General features: G+C 57.1%; 19 protein-coding genes and 1 tRNA gene. 9 read left to right on the top strand and 11 right to left on the bottom strand.

The genetic code is table 11. The annotated features are described in order from the left end of the window. Window positions 1–6 precede the first annotated feature (6 nt). The 4 genes from NT131_01365 to NT131_01350 all read right to left on the bottom strand — a co-directional run bounded on the left by NT131_01365 (window position 7) and on the right by NT131_01350 (window position 2,617). Window positions 7–552, bottom strand: a complete 546-nt coding sequence (locus NT131_01365) for a KH domain-containing protein (GenBank protein MCX6650298.1) — start codon at window positions 550–552, stop codon at window positions 7–9. Next, window positions 549–1,340: a serine protein kinase RIO gene (locus NT131_01360; protein ID MCX6650297.1), complete on the bottom strand. Its 792-nt coding sequence runs from the start codon at window positions 1,338–1,340 to the stop codon at window positions 549–551. The genes NT131_01365 and NT131_01360 overlap by 4 nt, the downstream gene beginning before the upstream one ends. Before the next feature lie 7 nt (window positions 1,341–1,347). Beyond that, window positions 1,348–1,689 (bottom strand): translation initiation factor eIF-1A, encoded by a 342-nt coding sequence (eif1A, locus tag NT131_01355; GenBank protein MCX6650296.1) that lies wholly within the window; start codon window positions 1,687–1,689, stop codon window positions 1,348–1,350. A 100-nt stretch (window positions 1,690–1,789) separates the two neighbouring features. Continuing rightward, window positions 1,790–2,617: a hypothetical protein gene (locus NT131_01350; GenBank protein MCX6650295.1), complete on the bottom strand. Its 828-nt coding sequence runs from the start codon at window positions 2,615–2,617 to the stop codon at window positions 1,790–1,792. A 172-nt stretch (window positions 2,618–2,789) separates the two neighbouring features. On the opposite strand from NT131_01350, the gene NT131_01345 reads away from it, so the two are divergent. Then, a complete protein-coding gene (locus tag NT131_01345) occupies window positions 2,790–3,854 on the top strand; it encodes a site-specific DNA-methyltransferase (protein ID MCX6650294.1) in 1,065 nt (354 codons plus the stop codon). A 116-nt stretch (window positions 3,855–3,970) separates the two neighbouring features. Next, window positions 3,971–4,073, top strand: a tRNA-Glu gene (locus NT131_01340). A 272-nt stretch (window positions 4,074–4,345) separates the two neighbouring features. Here the strand turns inward: NT131_01340 and arsB are convergent. The 7 genes from arsB to NT131_01305 all read right to left on the bottom strand — a co-directional run bounded on the left by arsB (window position 4,346) and on the right by NT131_01305 (window position 10,401). Next, window positions 4,346–5,434: an ACR3 family arsenite efflux transporter gene (gene arsB, locus NT131_01335; protein MCX6650293.1), complete on the bottom strand. Its 1,089-nt coding sequence runs from the start codon at window positions 5,432–5,434 to the stop codon at window positions 4,346–4,348. A gap of 159 nt (window positions 5,435–5,593) precedes the next feature. Beyond that, a complete protein-coding gene (locus NT131_01330; protein ID MCX6650292.1) occupies window positions 5,594–5,875 on the bottom strand; it encodes a hypothetical protein in 282 nt (93 codons plus the stop codon). Between the two features lie 10 nt (window positions 5,876–5,885). Beyond that, window positions 5,886–6,659, bottom strand: a complete 774-nt coding sequence (locus NT131_01325) for a sulfite exporter TauE/SafE family protein (protein ID MCX6650291.1) — start codon at window positions 6,657–6,659, stop codon at window positions 5,886–5,888. A gap of 13 nt (window positions 6,660–6,672) precedes the next feature. Beyond that, complete coding sequence (locus NT131_01320; protein MCX6650290.1) at window positions 6,673–7,311, bottom strand: FmdE family protein; 639 nt, start codon at window positions 7,309–7,311, stop codon at window positions 6,673–6,675. A 272-nt stretch (window positions 7,312–7,583) separates the two neighbouring features. Next, a complete protein-coding gene (locus NT131_01315) occupies window positions 7,584–7,916 on the bottom strand; it encodes a hypothetical protein (GenBank protein ID MCX6650289.1) in 333 nt (110 codons plus the stop codon). A gap of 207 nt (window positions 7,917–8,123) precedes the next feature. Beyond that, the gene (gene dcm, locus NT131_01310) at window positions 8,124–9,476 is read right to left on the bottom strand and encodes a DNA (cytosine-5-)-methyltransferase (protein ID MCX6650288.1); all 1,353 of its coding nucleotides are present in this window, start codon (window positions 9,474–9,476) and stop codon (window positions 8,124–8,126) included. A gap of 58 nt (window positions 9,477–9,534) precedes the next feature. Then, entirely contained in the window at window positions 9,535–10,401 is an 867-nt protein-coding gene (locus NT131_01305) for a hypothetical protein (protein ID MCX6650287.1), read from the bottom strand. A 150-nt stretch (window positions 10,402–10,551) separates the two neighbouring features. On the opposite strand from NT131_01305, the gene NT131_01300 reads away from it, so the two are divergent. The 7 genes from NT131_01300 to NT131_01270 all read left to right on the top strand — a co-directional run bounded on the left by NT131_01300 (window position 10,552) and on the right by NT131_01270 (window position 21,253). Continuing rightward, window positions 10,552–10,785 carry a winged helix-turn-helix domain-containing protein gene (locus tag NT131_01300; GenBank protein ID MCX6650286.1) on the top strand — a complete coding sequence of 78 codons (234 nt, stop codon included), beginning with the start codon at window positions 10,552–10,554 and terminating at the stop codon, window positions 10,783–10,785. Window positions 10,786–11,435: 650 nt separating this feature from the next. Next, window positions 11,436–12,398 (top strand): NAD-dependent epimerase/dehydratase family protein, encoded by a 963-nt coding sequence (locus NT131_01295; GenBank protein MCX6650285.1) that lies wholly within the window; start codon window positions 11,436–11,438, stop codon window positions 12,396–12,398. Between the two features lie 58 nt (window positions 12,399–12,456). Continuing rightward, window positions 12,457–13,650 (top strand): aminotransferase class I/II-fold pyridoxal phosphate-dependent enzyme, encoded by a 1,194-nt coding sequence (locus tag NT131_01290; protein MCX6650284.1) that lies wholly within the window; start codon window positions 12,457–12,459, stop codon window positions 13,648–13,650. A gap of 216 nt (window positions 13,651–13,866) precedes the next feature. Beyond that, on the top strand, window positions 13,867–15,825 hold the full coding sequence (locus NT131_01285) for an FAD-binding protein (GenBank protein ID MCX6650283.1): 1,959 nt from the start codon (window positions 13,867–13,869) through the stop codon (window positions 15,823–15,825). Beyond that, window positions 15,818–17,182: a glutamate synthase-related protein gene (locus NT131_01280; protein ID MCX6650282.1), complete on the top strand. Its 1,365-nt coding sequence runs from the start codon at window positions 15,818–15,820 to the stop codon at window positions 17,180–17,182. The genes NT131_01285 and NT131_01280 overlap by 8 nt, the downstream gene beginning before the upstream one ends. Continuing rightward, complete coding sequence (locus NT131_01275) at window positions 17,175–18,665, top strand: glutamate synthase-related protein (protein ID MCX6650281.1); 1,491 nt, start codon at window positions 17,175–17,177, stop codon at window positions 18,663–18,665. Before NT131_01280 ends, NT131_01275 begins: the two co-directional genes overlap by 8 nt. After that, entirely contained in the window at window positions 18,662–21,253 is a 2,592-nt protein-coding gene (locus NT131_01270; protein ID MCX6650280.1) for a hypothetical protein, read from the top strand. Before NT131_01275 ends, NT131_01270 begins: the two co-directional genes overlap by 4 nt. The last annotated feature ends 4 nt before the right edge of the window (window positions 21,254–21,257 follow it).

Below are 21,257 nucleotides of genomic sequence, written 5' to 3'. Positions count from 1 at the left end.
CGTCATTCAGAGCTCGAAGCCCATCTCGGCGATGTGCAGCTCGGGGCGCTTCCTTTCCAGGTAGCGGTAGACGGTAGCGTGCTCGCTACCGCTCATCAGCATGTCCACGGCGGTACGGGCCACCGGCATCTGCACGGAGTTGCCGATTATGCCCACGGTGTCGCCGTACACGGAGATGTTCACGCCGACCAGGTCTTCGATAATGCGGCGGGTCTTGCCGCCGGCACCGATGACCCGGGCGCGGACGCGGATCAGCTGGTTGTTGCTCTTCCCCACGTAGTCGTCGATCTCCATGAGCTCGAGGTACTCGTCGTCGTCCAGTAAACGGAAGGCTTTCTGCGGGGCGAAGCCGCGGCCTATCGCTTTTACAATATCCATGATCTTCAGCGGGAGCAACGGGTCTTCGGTTTTCGTCTCGTCGAAGGACACCTCGCCCTCCTCGGCGTCGATGTAGATCTTGAGCCCGGTCCTCTCTTCTAGGAACCTCTTGGTCTCGCCGCCTTGGCCGATGAGCGCGCCCACGCGCTCCTTGGGAACCTTCACGATCTTCATTGGCCTCTAACCCCCTGGACGTACTTCAGGACGGTCTCGTCGCTCCACACCTCGACGTCGATGCTGCGGAAGTAGCGGTTGATGTTCTTCACGTCCCGCTTCAGGAACTCCACGGCGTTGGGGTGGTCGGTCAACATGGCCTGACCGCAGTCGATTATGTAAGGCTTTCCTTCGTGCATGAGGATGTTATACTCGCTGAGGTCGCCGTGCACCAATTTCGCTTTCTGGAAAGCGCGCTTCATGAAACGTATGATCTCGCGGTACACCTTCTGCGGCTCGTCCACGCGGACGGAGCGCAGCTGCGGGGCGGCCATGACCGCGTCGCCGATATAGTCCATGACGATGATGTTCTTCAGGAAGCGCCGGGGATGCGGCACGCGGACCCCGGCCTGCTCCAGGCGGTTGAGGTTCTTGAACTCCTTGGTGCACCAGGCGTATATCAGCTTGCGCGGATTGCCGGTGAGCCCTTTGAAGCGGGCGTCGCCCTCGATGTACTTGGCGATGTTCTTGAAGGTGGCGTTGGAGGTGCGGTAGATCTTAAGCGCCACAAGCGTGCCGTCCGGAGTGGTGGCCCGGAAGACGTTGCCTTCCTTGCCGGTGGAAACGGGAAAATCGACGCTGGCGATCTTCTTTTCGCAGGTGAGCTTGAAGATGACGCCGAGGGTGAGGTTGTCGAAGACCTCCTCCATGACCTTGCGCCCTTCCTGCGAGCTCTCGTAGGAACGTGTTAGACGCAGTTGCTCGACCTTGCGGTCCAGCTTGAGGATGTGCTTGTCCTCGTGGGGCATAGATCCCTCAGAATATGTCCAGGTTCTTCGGCAGGACCTTCTTGCGGCTCAGATGGTTGGCCTGGGTCTTGGTGTAACGGTAAAGGACGTCACACTTGTCATCCTGGAAGTCCCAGGGGCTGACGATGACCAGGTCGCCCTCGCGGATCCACATCCTCTTCTTGATCTTGCCAGGGATGCGGCCCATGCGGGACTTGCCATCGGCGCACATTATCTTGATACGGGAGGCACCCAGCAGCTGGTCCGCTATCCCGAATAGTTCGCCCTCCTTCTTGTTCGGGTACGGGCAGCGAAGTATCTCCTCGCTCTCAGCGCTTTGGTCTCCCTGGGTGAAAGGTTCGTTGCTCAATGGAAGCCTCCAATGGTAGGTTTCCTTTAAACCCGTTCCGATATATAACATTGGTGTAACAGAGATAAAAAGGAGTTGCCTGCTGGAGCAGACCACGAGGTCAGTCCAGGGCGCTCTGGATTATCTTGGTCATGTCCTCGATGTTATATGAGGTCCCGCAGTACGAACAGAACTTCAGACCCTCTTTCTTGGAGTCCTTGTCGATGGTGATGCTGGCGCCGCAGGAGGCGCACTTGTAGGGTATGGCCAGACCTTTCGTGCTGATCTGGTCGATGAGCGCGTTCATGTCCACGGTGATGTGCTTTATTACTTTCTCATCGTCCAGCTTGCGCACCCGCCCGGCCTCCTCATAGAAACTGTACTTCTCCAGGATGACCGCGGCCTTCTCGTAATTGCCGGCGCGCTCCATGTTGTGGGCCATGGACAGCTCGTTGAGCATGGTCTCTTCGGGCAGTTGGTTGGGGTGGTCGTTCTTCCAGACCTTGATCAGCTTGCCCACCCAGGGATCGTTCTTCTCTGTGTTCTCGACCTTGGTCATGTAGGCGTAGGCCTGGGCCTCCTGGGCCTGTTGCGCCTTGGTGGCCGCTTCCTGCTGCTCGCGGACGATCACGTCCTTGCATTTCGCGCAGGCCATGGTCCCGCCGGCCATCTTGTGCCTCTTCTCTAAGATGGGAAGGACGCCGGCCATCAGTATGGGCAAAGTGATCATCAGGGCGACGATGGATATTATTATGTATTCGAATCCGAAGGGCATGAACGATTCCATGAAGGAAAGCTGCTCCTTCATCCAATCGTCGTCTATCACCAGAAGGTTGAAGAAGAACATGGCGAAAAGATAGATCGCAAGGATGACGGCGACCACTTGGACGATGTACAATTCTACGAACGGCTTGCCGCACTTTGAGCACTGTTTGTTGGAATTGGCCACGCGCAGTGGTAGCCTATTTTTTGATATATAAAACATTCTTGGAGGCGTGGGATGGACGGGAACGGGATTATTGTTTTGATTTAATTATATAATAATATTAATTTTTATAATTGTTATATAAAATTCAAAAGGTGCAAATAATTTAGTATGGGCAATCTTGTCTCAGATGACAATGGTCGAACCAACGGTCCATCGGATCATCGTGGGTGATTCACGAGATCTAAGCGCCTTACCGAGCGGTTCCGTTGATCTGATCGTCACCTCCCCGCCGTATCCCATGATAGGGATGTGGGATGACCTGTTCTCCAAGCTTGACCCAGAGATTGGGACCTGTCTTACGGATAAAGACGGGAACGGCGCCTTTGAACGGATGCACCGGCAGCTGGACCAGGTTTGGAGGAACTTACCCCGGCTGGTCCGGACGGGCGGCGTGGTCTGTATAAACATCGGGGACGCCACCCGAAAGATAGGCAGCGACTTCCAGCTGTACTCCAATCACGCCAGGATAATCTCCAAGATGAGGGATCTGGGCTTCTCCGAGCTTCCGGGGATTATCTGGAGTAAGCAGACCAACGCGCCGAACAAGTTCATGGGTTCGGGCATGCTGCCGAACGGTGCTTACGTCACGCTCGAGCACGAGTACGTCCTAATATTCAGGAAGGGCGGGAAGAGGGTGTTCTCGGCGGAAGAGAACGAACGAAGGTACGAGAGCGCCTACTTCTGGGAGGAGCGCAACGAATGGTTCTCCGATATATGGGCCTTCAATGGCACCAGGCAGGTCATAAAGGACGCGAGGTCGAGGAAGAGGAGCGCCGCCTACCCGTTGGAGCTGGCCTATCGATTGGTCAACATGTTCTCGATAAGGGACGACCTGGTCCTCGATCCGTTCCTGGGGACGGGGACGACGACCATGGCGTGCATGGCCGCAGGCAGGAACAGCGTCGGTTACGAGCTGGACGGAACGCTGAGGCCGGCCATCCTGGAGAGCTTGCTGAGCTCCAAGGACCTGGCGAACGAACTGGTGAAAGGAAGGTTGCAGAGGCACCGGGAGTTCGTCGGGCAGAGGAAGGGCGGGATGACCCATGAGAACGAGAGCTACCTTGTCCCGGTGGTTACGAAACAGGAGACCCGGATCAAGTTCAGGGCAATCGACAAGATCGAGCTGGACGGTGACGGTGTGCATGTGGACTATTCTAACCTGCCATCCGCTCGGGCGAAGAAGGGCAAACGGTCGTGAGCGTTCAGCTCTTCAAGGATTTTGTTCATTGAACGATTTCGTCTGGTATCTGCTTATGTCCCGGCGTTTCCAATTCACTAAGTTTAAGTATATTTTCTCATATCAACGCGCACAAGGCTCCCGTAGTGTAGTCCGGCCAATCATCCCGCCCTTTCGACATCGCTGAAAGGCGGTGGAAGGTAGGCGAAGACCCGGGTTCGAATCCCGGCGGGAGCACCAAGATCTCATCCATTTCCTCGTTCTTTTCGATGATCGCTCTCTTCCGTTTCGATATCTGGGGCGAACATCATGAGCTCGTTTGGAGCGTCCCCTCCACGAACTCGAGCATCCTTTGGTCCCCTATCCCGCTGATGCGAGCGGCCAGACCCACTGCCTCTCGGATCTCCTCCATGCTTATTCCAAGTTCTTTCGCCTTTAAGAAATGGTATTTGAAGCAGGGTTGACAATGCCCCGCGACCGATGCGCTTATCGCCACCAGTTCCTTTGTTCGTTCATCCATTCTCTTCACTCCTTGCGTTTGATTTTTTCAATTTCCCGTTCTCATCGTAATATTTCCTACGGAAGTATAGAGATAGGTTGACGAGGGATATCAGCACTGGAACCTCGACCAGAGGTCCGATCACCGCTGCAAAGGCAACACCCGAGCCGATGCCGAACACCCCGATCGCCACGGCTATCGCGAGTTCGAAGTTATTGCTGGCAGCCGTGAACGACTGGGTTGCCGCGTGAGGATAGTCGAACTTGAAACGCCAGGATAGATAGAAGGATAGCAGGAACATGATCAGGAAATAGAACAACAGAGGTATGGCAATCCTCACCACGTCGAAGGGAAGCTGGACGATATAATCCCCTTTGAGAGAGAACATGACCACGATGGTGAACAGCAGCGCCAGAAGCGATATCTTGCTGGCCACAGGCAGAAACTTGTTGTCGTACCAGTCCTCGCCCTTTCGCGGTCTGAGCGTGTAGCGGGTGATCATCCCTCCAAAGAAGGGTATGCCCAGGTAGATCAGCACGCTGATGGCCACGGACACGATCGATATCTCTACATTAACGCCGGAACCTGGAGATATGATATTGGAAAGAACGGCTATGAGGAAGTAGGCATAGAACGAGAACAGGATGATCTGGAATATCGAGTTCAAGGCCACTAGGATCGCGGCATACTCGCTATCCCCATCTGCCAGTTGGTTCCATACCAGCACCATCGCGATGCATCTCGCTATCCCTACGAGGATGAGCCCGATACGATATTCAGGTAAATCCGGCAGGAAGATCCAGGCCAGGGTGAACATCAGAAAAGGCCCGATAACATAGTTCAGGAACAATGAGGTCGAGAACATTTTTTTGGTATCTGGCATCCTAGAAAGTTTTCCTAATTTCTCGTACCTGACCTTGGCCAGGGGCGGGTACATCATCAATATCAGACCTATGGCGATGGGTATGGACGTTGTGCCGATGCTGAGCGAATCAAGGAAATCAGCCAGGTCGGGGATGAGGACGCCCAGTCCAATGCCCAATGCCATGGCGGCGAATATCCAAACTGTGAGGTATTTGTTTAAAAAGGATAGCGTTTTCACACCTGTCGGCGCAGACCTGGACATCGCATCTCCACCGTTCATCCCAACCTCTCCCACTGCCGAGACAATAAGGATTTCAAATAATGTTGAAGTATCTAATTTACTGTATTAATATTTTCGTAACTATTGTTATTTTCCTGTGTCCTTCGATCGTTCATGCTAATGTTTTCGATATTCCTCCAACAATGCGCTCTTGTACTCCGAACTTGCGCTCGGGGGGATATAATTGAAGATCTTGATCCTCTTCAGTAGTATCTCTCCGATTTCGGCATCGTTCTGGAGACCCATGGCTTTGATCTCGTTCATGACCTCATCGAGATGAGAAAGGCCTATTGAGCATCCGTTCACGTTGATCTGTTTGATCATGCGCGCTGCCGCGGCCGCGCAACAGGGCCTCTCTGCCAAGGACATCTGCCTCTGTTCTGATCGTTCCTTCGCCATTATATGCGCCTCACATATAACCCAGGAGTTTCAAGATCAGCTGAGCGGCAAGTGCCAACATGATTAGGCCCAGCCCGGCCTTCATCGCTCCGGATTTGAACCTCATACTGGTCCTCGCTCCAAGATTTCCTCCGATGAGCACCGCTACTCCCGTCACTAATATCAATGGAAGATTAAGGCTGCCGTATGCCGAATGACCTATGATCCCGAAGAGCGCCGAGAAAGATATGATCAGATGCGACGACCCGGCCGCGAACTTCGTTGGGTACTTGCACACGTAGACCATGAAGGGCACGACGAGTATGCCACCGCCGACGCCGAGCAGGCCGGAAAGTATCCCCACAGCAAACCCGAAGACTGTGATGAGCGCGTACATGGCCGGGGTGAAACCGGTCGGACATTCCCCCTCCGGCTTTCCCTTTTCCCAATAGGTGTAGAACATCCGCGCCCCTACCCCGATGAGGAAGATGACGAACAGCCACAATAGGACGGTAGTATCGACAAAGTTACCCATGGCTCCGCCTATGAGAGCCCCGATGCATATGCCCGGCACGAAGATCATGGACGTTTTGAAGTCGATCATCTTGTTGCGATAGAATATGTAGCCTGCGGACACTGACGTGATCAGGTTGAGGACGAGGGAGGTGGAGGTTGAGATCAGTACCGCGTAGCCGAGCAAAAATAATGTGGGGGTGTAGACCGAACCCCCACCCTGGCCGAACATCGAGAAGACCATCGCGATCAGGAAGACCAGCACGATGGCGACCAGGAGGACGGTTCCCATTTTAGAGACCTCTTTACTGCATGCCCTTCAAGGCATCGATCCTTGATTCCGTGAACCCCGAGCAGGGGATGCACACGGACTTGCCATCTACGGTCCGGACGTAGCGCTCGAAGGTGTATTCCCCGCATTTCGAGCACTTGACCTTGGCGAACGAGCCTTTCGGGCGGGAGAAGGAGAAATCCGGCTTCTTTTCGATCTTGAACATCTGTTCCTCGCTGGTCTCCATCACCATCTTGATCACCCTTTCCGTCAGCTCGACCGGGATGTCCGATGGCTCGATCCCTTTCTTGCGGTAGGCGAAGAACTCCTCCTTGCCCAGCAGGTCCTGGAAATCGGAGTTGAGGTAGACCCTCACCGCTCCCTTTCCCGGGGCGTACAGGGTGATCGCCACCTTGCCATAGTTCAAACGTTCCATCATGAGCTTTCCATAGGTGCAGCCGGTGGCAGCCATGACCCCGTCTATCATGCATGTCTGCGGATGCCCCACGCCCATTTCCGCTAGGGCGAACGCGCCGTGGTCCTTGACCCTCTCGATCCCAAGCTCGCGCATGGCGACCACGCCCATCCGGTAACCTATCGGCATGAACGGGCAGCGGTGGCCATGGAATTCCCAGGTCCAGTCTGGCAGCTTTACCTGCGTTTCGTTCTTCATTTTTTCACTTCGCTTCCTTTGATTTATTCCCAATTTTTCACCTTTTCATCTCGAATCGGACTTCTTAATATCCGTCTTAGATAGATGCTCAAATCGTCGATGGTATTCATTAGATAAAGTATTTCAACTTTTCTTGAACTATCGTTGAGGGATGCACCCTCGGTAACGATGCTGCCCTTGTGACTCCGAGCCGTTCATCGAGAATGAACTGAGGAAAAGAGGGTTGGGACATGCCCCCTGATGTAATCGCACAACGAGTGATCGATCGGGGATCAGTCCCCTATTAGCTCGATGTTGAGCGGAACGCCAAGTTTCGCATAGGACCTGGCGATCATACCCGCCTCCATCCAGGCCGCCGTGATGACTCCGGACAGCGTCAAACAATTCGCGCTCATATCTGAATTGATGAAGTCACGGAAGACCTTGCTCTCCTTCTTGTCGGTCAGGTCGGTCATGGATAGGGGGCCCAGCCCATCAACGAACTTGGTCACCTTCTTACAGCTACTGTTTACTTTGACGGTGTAATCCCCATCATCCGTCGTATTGACCTCGATCTCCGAGGTGTTCTTGCATGGGAACATATTGACCCGGACTTTGGATGTCATGAATTCGCCCGACCTGAATATTGTTCAGAATGGGGATAGCCCCAAATTAAAACTATTGTGAAAAAAATGGAAATGGCTTCTGGAAGTCGCTCGAAGGTCTTCACGATTTTGATAAGGCCTTGAAAATGTTGACTGGCTACATACGAGGGTGCTTCCCGTTGGGAGTGCTCAGAAATATTTTAATTTTTATAAAATATAAAAAGTGCTTCAATTTGACCCATCGCATATGTCCAGTGGTCCTATGATCGTTCCCCCTTTTTTCCTATTTGCAGGGGATCCAGATGTATTTTTATCAGCTTCTTTAGCGAGTTCCATCAATCGCCTGCCCATCTGCTCTATGACGCCGACCACAAGGGCGTTGCCCATGCAGAAGTACCTCCACTTCTCCGGCATTCCTTCCGTCCAATTATCATCGAACCCGTTCAATCTCTCGGTCTCGACCGGGGTCAGGACCCGATAGAGGTTCTTTTCCGGGTCGACCGGAATGATGTGACATATCCGGTTAGGTCTACGATTGCCTTCGATGGTCAACATGGTCCTTGAAGGCTCGTCGAGCTTGTCCGGGAACGGTATTCCTCCCTCATTATATCTATAGGCGTGTCCGTTCCGATGGACCCGGGCCTCGTTCTTCGCGCCCTTGCAGTATCTCCAGGTATTTCTGAACCCCTCGTTCCCTCGGTTGGCCTCATCACCTATCCATTCCGGAGGAATCAGATACTTTTCATCCACATCTTTTTCGAGGATGCTTCCTAAGGTGCCTTTTCCGGATTTTTTATCTCGGACATGGGTAGTGTTTACCTTCAGAGTGAACACCCTTCCGTCCTTCATGAACCCGGCATTCTCGAAATTGAACTCGAACTGTTTGGTCATCATGACCAGGTCGGCTAAAAGGCAGATGGACGAGCCGTTCTGTCCCTTGACGGGTGCGCTGGGAAACTCCTTGGCGAAGAAACCGTCCTTGGTCAGGACCTTGACGTCCGACCTTGAAGAATAGAGCCTGTCGACCGTGCCATTGGCTAGTGTGGCGAAGATGAACGTTCTTCTCCTCTTTTGCGGGTATCCGTAATCGGCAGCGTTGATTACTCTCCACTCAGCTACGTATCCAAGGTTGTTGAGGCATGAAAGGATTATTCCAAAGTCCCTGCCTCTCTGTTTAGATGGGGACTTCACAAGCCTATCCACGTTCTCCAGTAGGACGTATGGTATCGCTGTTCCTCTATCGATGTTGTCCCTGAGGAGCCTTTCAATGTGCCACCAGAGAACACCTTTCTTCCCTTCGATACCGTGGGCATTCGAGGTGGCCACTGAGTAGTCCTGACAAGGGAACCCGCCGACCAGCAATTTTGCAGGAGGCATTTCAGAGGTATCAACCTTGGAGATGTCCTCGTTCACACATTGCGTGCCAGAGCTGTTGAAGTGCCCCTCATAGCATCGGAACGCCCACTGCTCCTTCTTTCCTGGTTCCCACTGGTCCGCCCATACGACGTTCCAGCCGCTTCTAGAAAGTCCGAGATGGAACCCACCCACACCAGCGAACAGCTCGATGACGGTCCGTTGCATCCAATCCCTGAAAGACGGACCCTATCAATAACATTATTGCTAAGGTCAATGAAACTGATTAGATCAATGTACGTTGAAGTGGATTGAGGATGAACTGCCCTGAATTTTTAGTTGTCAGATATGGGCTAAGATAAACAGGTAAATCTGCCATACTAATCGGGCACACGCCCCGACCATTAATCAGGTCCTGCATTATATCGTATAGCTGGTCGAAGTCGGTGATCTTTCCATCAGATCTCTCCATCTGATATTCCTTCATAAAATTTGAGACTTCGAATGGGATTCGGATGCATGTTAGGAACGTGTTTACTCGACCTATTTTTGTCTTTGATTTTCCAGCGTTCTTGCCTTCAGTAAAGGTCCCTTTGCCCTCGAAAGAGTGGTATTTCACATCTTCATTCCAGCCCAACAGGTCGATGAAGCGTAGCAATCCGTCTACGCTCCTAAACTCTGTCTTATCTCCGACAAAATGGTCCAATGCTGTTATGCATTCCTTTATTTTCGGACTTGGAGAGTACCTTAAACGACCCTCCCCATTTTCTTCATGGTCCAAGAGATAGGCGCTACGATATATCAAAATCAGAATTGCGCGGAACGCCTCGAAATCGATAACGGCGATTTTCGTGAGCTCTTTCCATATAAAAGCGAACGAAGGTGAGGGGAGAGGGCTATCTCCGAATTTTATAGTGGGCCTCATATCATTTGGATTGGTACCTGCCTTAGCTTCCTTACCTGGTTTTTTAAAGGACAAGATCGCCCCATCATTGCTATGACCAACCACATGTTCTCTAGGGGCCTCTATCGAACCTTCCCATGCTATTGCTTCGTTTATTAACTGAATTCTCTTCTTCAATACGTTCTCTGGAGTGCCCGAGATAATTTCGGTCCTAAGCACGTCTTCCCATTCAGAGGCAACCCACATCATATTGTAGGGACAGCTATTGACGGTCGAAATCCATTATTACCAATATGATATCCTTAAATTACCTAAATAATACCATATGGTAACAATATGGTAATAATTCGTAAAAGCTGAGTTGATATTATCCCTTGTATGTGGGAGTTACTATCATTTATGCAGGGAAAGACCCGAAGGTCTGTTCTTGAAGCCCTTGAGAAAGGACCGAGAACTCCAACCAATATAGCAGATACCACTGGTGAACACCTTCCTCATGTTTCCAGGGCACTTGGTGAGCTTAGTGAGAATGGGTTGTTGAAATGCATGACACCAAAAAGCTCAAAGAACAGGATATATACAATTACTGAGGAAGGTAGAAAGGTCCTAAGCAAACTCCGCGAGATGGGATGAAACACCGGGGCATCATTTACTAAAAGCATTGAGATCCTTGATGTGTGCTTTGATCTTTTCCGCACATTGATCGACATCGGCCTTGATTTCATGTTCCCAGAATACAAAGACCTTCCAACCGTCGGCCTCTAACTGGGATAATCGCTTTTGATCCCTCTGCACGTTCCGTTCTAGCTTCGCCCCCCAGAATTCTGTATGGGTCTTAGGTAGAGGAAGAGCACATACTGGGCATCTGTGCCAAAAATCACCGTGGACGAAGATAGCTACTTTGAGACGTGGGTATGCGATATCGGGACGTCCTGGTGCTCCTTTCCAGTTCAACCTATAACCGGGTAGACCGATTTTCCTTAATGCGCCTCTCAACTTAAGTTCTGGTGTAGTGTTCTTTCCACGATTTGCGCTCATTACCCGGGATGTTGTTTCCGATTCTGGTATCGGTGATCGTCCATCTCTTTGGTAATGAACCATATTTCTGTAAAAGCGATAAGATGATATGAGTTTATTTAGATGAATTTTCCACATTTCTCAATCATCTATGGTTTATCCTCATTGTATGCAGCCCTTATTATGGGACCATCGAACTCCAACTCGATAGAATATAAATCTGCATCCTGCGTTTTGGGGACATTCGCACGATCAAAGGTGTTCACTTGAGCAGAAAGATAATGGTAGCTGGCGCGACCGGCCAGATCGGTTCTGAACTGATCGTTGAACTGAGAAAGAGGTACGGCAACGACAACGTCATAGCCGTCGGCCACAGCCGCGCTCCCTCCAAGGAGCTCGCGGAGGCCGGTCCCTACGAGACCGCCAATATCCTCGACATCAAGCAGATCGACGACCTGTGCGTGAAGTACGACATCGGCACCATATACCACCTGGCCGCGGTCCTTTCCGGCATCGGTGAAAAAGATCCCCAGTTCGCCTGGGACCTTAACATGAATGGGCTGATCAACGTTCTCGAGATCGCCCGCAAGCGCAACATCAAGGTCTTCTGGCCTAGTTCTATCGCCGTCTTCGGCAACAACTGTCCTCACGTGAATACGCCTCAGGATACCGTCCTGCAACCCACCACCATGTACGGCGTGACCAAGGTCGCCGGGGAGCTCCTATGCGATTACTATCATAGTAAGTATGGCGTGGACGTCCGTAGCGTTCGTTACGCGGGCATAATCAGCGCGGAGACGCCCCCGGGCGGCGGGACGACGGACTATGCGGTCGCCATCTTCTACGAGGCGGTGCGCAAGAACCAGTACACCTGCTTCGTGAACGAGATGACCGTCTTACCGATGATGTACATGCCCGACTGCATCAACGCGGCCATCAGCGTCATGGAGGCGCCCACGAAGGACCTCAGCACTCGCCTGGCCTACAACCTTAATGGGCTGAGCTTCTCCGCCGCGGAGCTGGCGAAAATCGTCGCCAAGCGCAGCCCGGGATTCAAGATAGAGTACCAGCCTGATTTCCGCCAGGTCATCGCCGATTCCTGGCCGGACTCCATGGATGACTCACGTGCTACAAAGGACTGGGGCTGGAAGGCGGAGTGGAACCTGGACCGCCTGGCCGACGATATGTTCGCCCGGCTCCGAAAGAGGAAGGAGCAGGGCAGACTCTGAACTGGCCGAGGGAAAGCTTAATTGGCGGGCGAACCGCTCCGGCCTCCGGAGACGTTCTATGAGAGATCCCGCCTCATTCCTCAAGCAAGAGTACCAGGACCTGGTCGACCAATCGCTGGACTGGCGCATCGCCAAGTTGCAAGGGGCGAGCACGCCGTGGTGCAAGGTCGACGGGAAGAGGGTGCTCATGTTCTGCTCCAACAACTACCTGGGCTTGAGCAATCACCCGCACATGAAGGAGCTGGCCAAGAAGGCCGTAGAGAGCCACGGGGTCGGTTCCGGCTCCGTGAGGTCGATAGCGGGCACCATGGACCTGCACCTGGAGCTGGAGGAGCGGTTGGCCAAGTTCAAGAGGTGCCCCGCCTCGTTGGTGTACCAGACGGGCTTCGCCGCCAATTCTGGCCTCATACCTCAGCTGGTGGGGAAGGGCGACCTCATCATCTCTGACGAGCTCAACCACGGCAGCATCATTGACGGTGTGCGATTATCGACGGCGGAGAGGGCCATCTACAAACACTGCGACGTCAGCGACCTGGCCCTGAAACTGGAGGAGATCGAGAAGAAGCAGCCGGCCTACCGCCGCATCCTGATCATCACCGACGGCGTCTTCTCCATGGACGGGGACATGGCCCCGCTGGACCAGATAGCCAAGCTCGCTAAGCAACACGGCGCCATGCTCTACGTGGACGACGCCCACGGCGAGGGCGTGCTGGGGGAGGGCGGACGAGGTATCGTCTCCCACTTCCATTTGGACCACCTCAGCGTGCAGGTGGAGATGGGCACGTTCTCCAAAGCGTTCGGCGTGGTCGGCGGGCACGTCTCCGGTTCCCTGGACCTCAAGAACTTCGCTCTCAACAAATCTCGCACCTGGCTCCTCAGCGGCTCGCACCCGCCGGCGGTGGTGGCCGCCTGCATCGGGGCGATAGACGTGCTGGAGAACGAGCCGCAGCACGTGAGGAACCTGTGGGCCAGGACGAACTATTTCCGAAAAGCCATGCAGGACCTGGGGTTCGACACCGGCAAGAGCGTCACCCCCATCATCCCGGTCATGGTCGGGGACAGCGCCAATGCCAGGCAGCTGAGCCAGAGGCTGTACCAGGAGGATGTCTTCGCGTTGCCGATAGTGTTCCCGATGGTGGCCAAGGACAAGGCGCGCATACGCACCATCATGAACGCCGCTCTGACCGAGAAGGACCTCGACTTCGCCATCGGCAAGTTCGAGAAGATCGGGAAGGAACTGCACATCATCTGACCGCCAGGACCTTTGGACGGTGGTGCAACATCTGGCTGAACGCCCAGGCATGCTGTCATCAAGGTTATTTTTATAGTACTATTCTTCATAAAATACCTAAAAATTAGCGATATGTATAGAAATTTGGATATTCCTCGACATATGACTAATAAATTTCTTTAAAAACAACAAGCGTCTACCATCTTCTCTTCAGTCATAGTTTCAGGTGAGATCATAATGGAATCGAACGCTGGCGGCCAGACCATAACGCCCGAACGTTTCCGCGCCAAGGTGGAGATGTCCTCGGGACTGGCCAAAGAACTGGATGTGCTGAACACCCCCGACCTACGGGTCGTCGTCGGCAACGGTGAGAGGGACCTCTATTCCCGGGACCAGGCCGATGTGCCGCAGCTGTTGAAGGACGTTCTCATCCAATACACCCCGGACGCTGTGGCGCAGCCTTTTACCTCTGAGGCGGCCATGGCCGTCCTCGAGTTCGCCAAGGCTCGCGGCCTGGCGGTCATCCCCCGCGGTTCCGGCTCTTCGCCTTTCGGCGGTTCCATCCCCGTGAACGGCGGCATCGTGGTGGACGTTGGCAACCTGGACAAGGTGCTGGACGTGGACGTTAAGAACAAGCGTGTCCGCGTGCAGGGAGGCTGCCGCTGGGCGGACGTCGATCACGCCCTGCCCCAGCACGGGCTGCGCATCATCTCCTGCCCGTCCAGCCGATTCTCCACCGTGGCCGGCTGGATCTGCGGCGGCGGTCTAGGCGTGGGCTCCCTGGGCGGGGGGCACCTCAGCCGCATCGTCACCTCGGTGAAGCTGGCCACCCCCGGAGGCATCATCACCCTGCAGCCGCCCCAGGAGGAGTTCCAGGCGGTGTTCGGCAGCGAGGGCCAATTGGGCGTGATCGTCGAGGCCACCCTCAAGGTCAAGGAGATCGACCGCGCCTCCAGATCGCATCTGCTGCTCTTCCATGACCTTGATGCGGCCGTCGAAGCGGCCGAGAGGCTGCGCCGTTTGTCGCCGTTGCCGGAGGACCTCATCTACTTCTCCCCGGGCAAGCTGCGCTACGCCAACAAGCTGCTGCACGGGGAGCACTTCGGGGAGGGACACGCACTGCTGGTCACCTCCGCCGACGCCGCCTCGGAGAAGGCCGTCGTGGATCTGCTCTCCTCGTTGGGCATCAAGGAGGAACCGGCGTACCAGGCCCGCCTGCTGTGGCACGAGCGCTCCTTCCCCATGAAGCTGCGCCGCCTCGGCCCAGGTATGCTCGGGGCGGAGGTGCTGGCGCCCATGTCCAACCTCAAGGCCATACTGCACCGGGCCGAGGACCTCTGCCAGGAGTTCGACCTGGACCCCCTGCTCGAGGTGCATTTCATGCAGGGCCGAGAATCGCTACTGCTCTGCTACTATCTAACGGACCAGGTCAACCAGTCGCTGTATACCCTGGACGCCGCCAAGTCCATGGTGGTGACCTCCTCCCTCATCGGGCTGGGGGCGCGACCGTACTCCCTGGGCGTCTGGAACAACTCCTTCGCCGACCACTGGCCGGAGGAAGAGAGGGAGAGGCTGAGGAAGGCCAAGGACAAACTGGACCCCACCAACGTCATGAACCCGGGCAAGTACTTCGCCTTGAAAGGTAGAATGTTCGGCGCCGCCGGCCTGGTCTTCAGCCCCCTGGGCTCGGGAACGGGCTTCCGGTTCATGGCCCGGCTGCACGCGCCGCTGGGCCTCGTTTTCCGCTCGCTCTCCTCTGTTTCCCGCAAGGCCATGGGGCCCCGGAAACGGGACGTGCTGGTGGAGATGGCCAACCAGTGCGCCATGTGCGGTGCCTGCGTGAGCGTCTGCCCGGCGTACGCCTTGACCAAGGACGAGAGGGTCACCGCCCGCGGCAAGCTGCTGACGGCCAAGGCCATGGCCGAGGGGAAGGAGATCACCAAGGAGCACGCCCACCGAGCCTTCCTGTGCATGAGGTGCAAGGCCTGCGAGCAGGTCTGCCAGTCCAAGCTGGACCTGATACCGGCGTACGAGGAGCTGGAGGCCCGCCTGGAGAAGAAGTACGGAAAGGACGCCGTGGAGATAGAGCGCTTCGTCCGCCTGGCCGAGGTCAGCCCGCACTACGAGGAGATGATCTCCCGCGGCCTGGTGCTGGGGGCGCCCAAGAACGGCATGGGAGGTGAGCGCCGTGTATGAGCGCTACCACATCCACACCGAAGTGATACCCGGACGGCATAAGCCAGTTCCTAAGTTCCTGGTGCATCGGGCGGATAACTGCATCAATTGCGGGAAGTGCGAGAGGGCCTGCGTGTACGACGCGCACAAGCGCGATGCGAACGACCCGCGGAAGATGGCCGAGCCTGACAGCATGCTGTGCAAGAACTGCTTCCGCTGCGTCGTCGAGTGCCCGCAGAGAGCGCTCTCCATCAAGGTGAACGAGGAGTTCAAGGCTCTCGGGAACGGCGTTTGGACCCCGGTGCGCGTGACCACCATGTGGAACGAGGCGGAGAACGCCAAGATCCCGGTGCTGGGCGCTGGGTACCGCGGAACTTTCTCCGGACCGGGCTTCGACGCCATGTGGACGGACATGTCCGAGATCGTCCGCCCCACCAGGGACGGCATACACGGAAGGGAGTTCATCTCCACCGCCGTGGACATCGGGCGCAAGCCTTCCGTCCTGACCTTCGATGAGCAAAGGCGTCTCCTCACCGACATGGGCACGATCGTCGACCTTCCGGTCCCGTTCCTACTGGACGTCTCTCGTTTGGATGTAACCGACGCCGTGATGAAAGGCATCGCCGGCGCCGCCAGCGAGCTGGGGACGCTGCTGGTTCTGTCCATCGGTCTGATGGATAAATTGGGCGGGGAGATCAAGGCCGAGATGCTGGTGCCCATAATATCCGGGCCGGCCGACCTGGACCGCCTTTCGCCCCACGTGCGCATGGTGGAGATAGAGCCCGCCGACAACTGGAAGGCGGTGCTGAAGGACCTCAAGGCCAAGCGGCCGGGACTGCTGGTCGGCATACGGTTGAGATCGTCGCCGGACCTTCCGTCCACCGTGGACGAGATGGCCAAAGAGGCCGACGTGCTGCACGTCCTCTTCGAGGAGAGCGGGATGGACGGAAGCGGTGCGTACGCCAGGGACGCCATGCGCAAACTGCATAAGCACCTGGTCTCCGTCGGTCTCCGGGATAGTGTGACCATCATATCCTCCGGCGGACTGGCCGCGGCGGAGATGGTACCCAAGAGCATCATCTGCGGAGCCGACGCGGTGACGCTGGAGAGGGCGATGAAGGTGGCCCTGGGCTGCCATGCCTGCGCGGAGTGCGGTAAGGACTGCACGGCCGACGTGAAGAATGCGCCACAGGAGTTTGCCAGGCAGAGGGTGACCAACCTCTGCAGCGCCTGGAGGGACCAGATGTTGGAGATGCTTGGCGCCATGGGGATACGCGAGGTGCGCCGCATTAGGGGCGAGACCGGACGTGCGATATTCGAGGAGGACGCGCACCGTGACGCCTTCTCCGGTATCGAAGGGGGTGCCAAAGTTGACTGAGGAGTACACGTGCGTGCCGGAGGCCTCCTGGATACCGTCCGAGAGGCTGAAGTTCGTCAACCGCTACATCGTGGAGCGGAAGGACGCCTGCATCTCCTGCGGGCTGTGCGAGACGTTATGCCCCTACGGAGTGCACAAGAGGATGGAGGGGCACGCGAAGATATTGCCCCCGTACAACCAGAGGTGCATCGGGCCTTCCTGCCAAAGCAATGACTTCTACTGCGCCTCCCACTGCCCCACACATTCGTTGAGCGTCAGGGCCAGCGAGACCTTCAGCGCCCTCGGCGACGTCAGGTGGACCACGGAGATGATACTGGCGACCTGGCAGATGGCCGAGACCGGCGAACCGTTACCGCTGGACCACCCCGGCAACACCGGGAACGCCGGGGGCGGCTTCGACCACCTGCACTTCAAGCTTGGTAACGTTCCGGATAAGGTCGATTACAGAGAGTTCTCCACGGCCATCGACCTTAACCGCCGGGGCGGGAAGAAGCGGCGCATATCTCTGCCTATCTACGGCGGCGGCATGTCCTACGGTTCCATATCGCTGCACACCATGGTCGCCCGCGCTCGGGCGGCCAAGGCCTGGGGCACGTACACCTGCACGGGCGAGGGCGGATATCCCGTCGAGCTCATCCCGTACCAGGACAACGTCATCACTCAGATCGCCACCGGCCTCTTTGGGGTGAAGGAAGAGACGATAATGCGCGCCCCGATAGTGGAGTTCAAGTACGCCCAGGGGGCCAAGCCCGGGCTGGGCGGCCATCTGCTGGGCGATAAGAACACACCGCTGGTGGCCAAGATGAGGGAGGCGGTGCCAGGCACCTCGCTCTTCTCGCCCTTCCCCTTCCACAGCGTGTACTCCGTGGAGGACCACAAGAAGCACCTGGACTGGATCGCCTCGATCAATCCAAGGGCGCTGCTGTCGGTCAAGGTCTCTACGCCCAACGACGTGGAGATGGTGGCCATCGGCTCGTACTACGCCGGGGCGCACATCGTGCACCTGGACGGCGGGTACGGAGGCACCGGGGCGGCCCCGGAGATCGCCAAGAAGAACATCGCCATGCCGATAGAGTATGCCATCCCCAAGGTGCACCGGTTCCTGACCAACGAGGGGGTACGCGACAGCGTTACCCTCATCGCCAGCGGGGGCATGCGTACGGCTTTGGATGTGGCCAAGGCCATCGCCCTAGGCGCGGACGGCGTGGTCATCGGGACCGCGGAGCTGGTAGCGCTGGGATGCGTGCGCTGCGGCAACTGCGAGTCGGGACGCGGGTGCCCGCGTGGCATAGCCACCACCGATCCGGTGCTGTTCCTGCAGATGGACACCGACTGGGGCTCGCAACGGCTGATCAACCTCTATTCTGCCTGGCGCAAGCAGTGGTGCCACCTTCTGGCCTCTTTCGGCATGAAGGACATCAACGAGCTGCGTGGACGCACGGATCTGCTGCGCTACGACGAGGGAAAGGAGGTGCAGGCATGAACGACCCGGAGATGATCATCAGATCGAGGAAATGGATGCAGGAGTGCCGGCCGAAGCTGAGCCGCCTGCAGATGGAGGCGGAGGGCGGGTGCGGAGTGGTCGGCCTGGCCGCATCGGTCGGACTGCCGGGAAAGCACATACTGGAACCGCTGCTGCAGATGCACAACCGCGGCAACGGGAAGGGCGGCGGGATCGCCGCCGTCGGTCTCGACCACCAGCAGATGAAGGTCCCCCAGGACATCCTGGAGGACCACTACTTGGTTCAGGTCGCTTACGTCGACCCCTCGTTCCGGCAGGAGCTGGAAAAGGAGTTCATAGACGAACGTTACGCAGTGCACACCCGCTACCAGGTGGAGGAGAGCGCCAATCCGCTCGTGCTCTCCGCCCTGCCGGTGCGGCCGCCGCAGGTCTGGCGTTATTTCTGTAGGGCCAGACCAGAGAAGCTGAGGAGCTTCGTCGAGGAGCGCAAGCTGCAGGGCCTGGACCCCCGCCAGGCCGAGGACGAGTTCGTGTACCAGACCAGCTTCGCCATCAACCATCTGTACTACGTGCAGAAGGGCATGAAGGCCTTCGTGATGTCCCACGGACGCAACATGATCATCATGAAGGTGGTCGGCTACGCCGAGGACGTCATAACCTTCTACCGCCTGGAGGAGGTCACCGCCCACGTCTGGATCGGGCATCAGAGGTACCCGACCAAGGGACGGGTGTGGCATCCCGGCGGAGCGCACCCATTTATGGGCTTGGACGAGGGACTGGTGCACAACGGCGACTTCGCCAACTACCACTCGGTGAGCGAGTACCTGGCGCAGAAGAACGTGGTCCCGCTGTTCCTCACCGACACCGAGGTCTCGGTGCTGCTGTTCGACCTGCTGAACCGGACGTACGGTTACCCGCTGGAGTACATCATAGAGGCATTGGCGCCCACCACCGAAAGGGACTTCCACAGTCTGCCAGAGGAAAAGAGGCCGCTGTACCAGGCGATACAGCGCACCCACATCCACGCCTCGCCGGACGGCCCGTGGTTCTTCATCATCGCCCGCAACCAGTTCTACGAGGACAGGTTCCAGCTGATCGGTATCACCGACACGGCCATGCTGCGACCGCAAGTGTTCGCACTCGTGGAGGGAGAGGTGCAGATTGGCCTCATCGGCTCGGAGAAGCAGGCCATCGACTCGGCGCTGCGCTCCATAGCCGCGGACCATCCGTCGGTGCCCCGGCAGGCGGACGCATACTGGAACGCCCGCGGCGGTAGTCATACCGACGGCGGGGCGTTCGTCTTCACCCTCGAGAAGGAGGGGGACGGACGGACGCTCAGCGTGGTCAACAAGTTCCGCGCGCCTGTGAAGTTAGAGCTGTCGTACGACCGGCAGGGGGACCGGTCGCTGTCCTCGCTGCTGGTGTCGGGCGGTACCGACGCCGTGGTGGACACCGGCGACGGCGGAGAGATGTTCCAGAGGTTCCGGTCCGCCCTGCCGGGCATGGACGCTGCGGCGTTCCGTTCCCTGCTGCAAGCGGCGGTGCAAAGAGCCTCGCGCAGCGAGGCGGACCTGCGCAGCGTGCTGTCGTTCCTCAGCCTGATGATCGATCGGCGCTACCCCAGCGGCAAGCTGAGGCGCAGCCGCATCACCGAGAAGGCGCTGGAAGCGGTGAACCTGTCCCTCAGGTCCGTTCCCCGGGCGCCGCAGGTCGGTCACGGGTTCACTCTGGTGGACCGCGAGAACCGGGGCCTGGTGCCCGCCGCAGGGAACGGTTCCACCCTGGCCGTGGACTGTCGCGGCTTCCCCATGGAGGGGGAGGAGGGACCGTCCTTCGTCATCCGCGACGCGCACGCCAAAGGTTGGCGGCACGTCATCGCCTTCGACGCCCACGGGCAGCGCTTCTTCGGCTGCGGCCTGGGGCAGGGCTCCCAGGGCCTGAAGGTGGAGGCTTTCGGAACGCCAGGCGACTACCTGGCCTCCGGTCTGTCCGGGGCCGAGGTGGAGGTGCACGGCAACGCCCAGGACCAGCTGGGGCAGATATTGGCCTCCGGAAAGCTCATCGTGCACGGGGACGTCGGCCAGACGTTCATGTATGGAGCGAAAGGGGGCGAGGCCTACGTCATGGGCAACGCTGCCGGGCGCCCGCTCATCAACGCCGTCGGAAAACCTCGCGTGGTCATCAACGGCACCTGCCTGGACTACCTGGCGGAATCGTTCATGGCCGGGGACCCTCTGAACGGAGGTGGCTTCGTCATCCTGAACGGCGTGGCCTTCGATCCCAACGGGACACCGGTGGAGCTGCCCACGCCCTATCCGGGAGGCAACCTATTCTCCCTGGCCTCGGGAGGCGCCATCTACGTGCGGGACCCCCAGAGGAAAGTCACCGCGGACCAGCTGAACGGCGGCCGCTTCGGGAAGATGACCGACCAGGACTGGGAGACCATCCTGCCCTACCTGAGGGAGAACGAGCGGTTGTTCGGCGTGCCCGTGGAGGGCTTCCTGCTGAAGGTCGGAGGACGGAATCTGGAGCCGTGCAAGGTCTATCGCAAGATCGAACCGGCCTCGGCCAGAACGGCTGCGGAGGAGGTCGTGGACGACGACACCTGAGGCG

The sequence above is a fragment of the Methanomassiliicoccales archaeon genome, assembly GCA_026394395.1.
Classification (GTDB): Archaea; Thermoplasmatota; Thermoplasmata; order Methanomassiliicoccales; family UBA472; genus UBA472.
The sequence above is the reverse complement of the archived record's forward strand: the minus strand, read 5'-3'. Positions and strand labels throughout refer to the sequence as shown.

Excerpts from the sequence above, each read along its gene's own strand:
- NT131_01365 (MCX6650298.1), bottom strand. The coding sequence starts at position 552 with ATGAAGATCGTGAAGGTTCCCAAGGAGCGCGTGGGCGCGCTCATCGGC.
- NT131_01360 (MCX6650297.1), bottom strand. The coding sequence starts at position 1,340 with ATGCCCCACGAGGACAAGCACATCCTCAAGCTGGACCGCAAGGTCGAG.
- NT131_01345 (MCX6650294.1), top strand. The coding sequence starts at position 2,790 with ATGGTCGAACCAACGGTCCATCGGATCATCGTGGGTGATTCACGAGAT.
- NT131_01330 (MCX6650292.1), bottom strand. The coding sequence starts at position 5,875 with ATGGCGAAGGAACGATCAGAACAGAGGCAGATGTCCTTGGCAGAGAGG.
- NT131_01325 (MCX6650291.1), bottom strand. The coding sequence starts at position 6,659 with ATGGGAACCGTCCTCCTGGTCGCCATCGTGCTGGTCTTCCTGATCGCG.
- NT131_01320 (MCX6650290.1), bottom strand. The coding sequence starts at position 7,311 with ATGAAGAACGAAACGCAGGTAAAGCTGCCAGACTGGACCTGGGAATTC.
- NT131_01315 (MCX6650289.1), bottom strand. The coding sequence starts at position 7,916 with ATGACATCCAAAGTCCGGGTCAATATGTTCCCATGCAAGAACACCTCG.
- dcm (MCX6650288.1), bottom strand. The coding sequence starts at position 9,476 with ATGCAACGGACCGTCATCGAGCTGTTCGCTGGTGTGGGTGGGTTCCAT.
- NT131_01305 (MCX6650287.1), bottom strand. The coding sequence starts at position 10,401 with ATGATGTGGGTTGCCTCTGAATGGGAAGACGTGCTTAGGACCGAAATT.
- NT131_01300 (MCX6650286.1), top strand. The coding sequence starts at position 10,552 with ATGCAGGGAAAGACCCGAAGGTCTGTTCTTGAAGCCCTTGAGAAAGGA.
- NT131_01290 (MCX6650284.1), top strand. The coding sequence starts at position 12,457 with ATGAGAGATCCCGCCTCATTCCTCAAGCAAGAGTACCAGGACCTGGTC.
- NT131_01285 (MCX6650283.1), top strand. The coding sequence starts at position 13,867 with ATGGAATCGAACGCTGGCGGCCAGACCATAACGCCCGAACGTTTCCGC.
- NT131_01270 (MCX6650280.1), top strand. The coding sequence starts at position 18,662 with ATGAACGACCCGGAGATGATCATCAGATCGAGGAAATGGATGCAGGAG.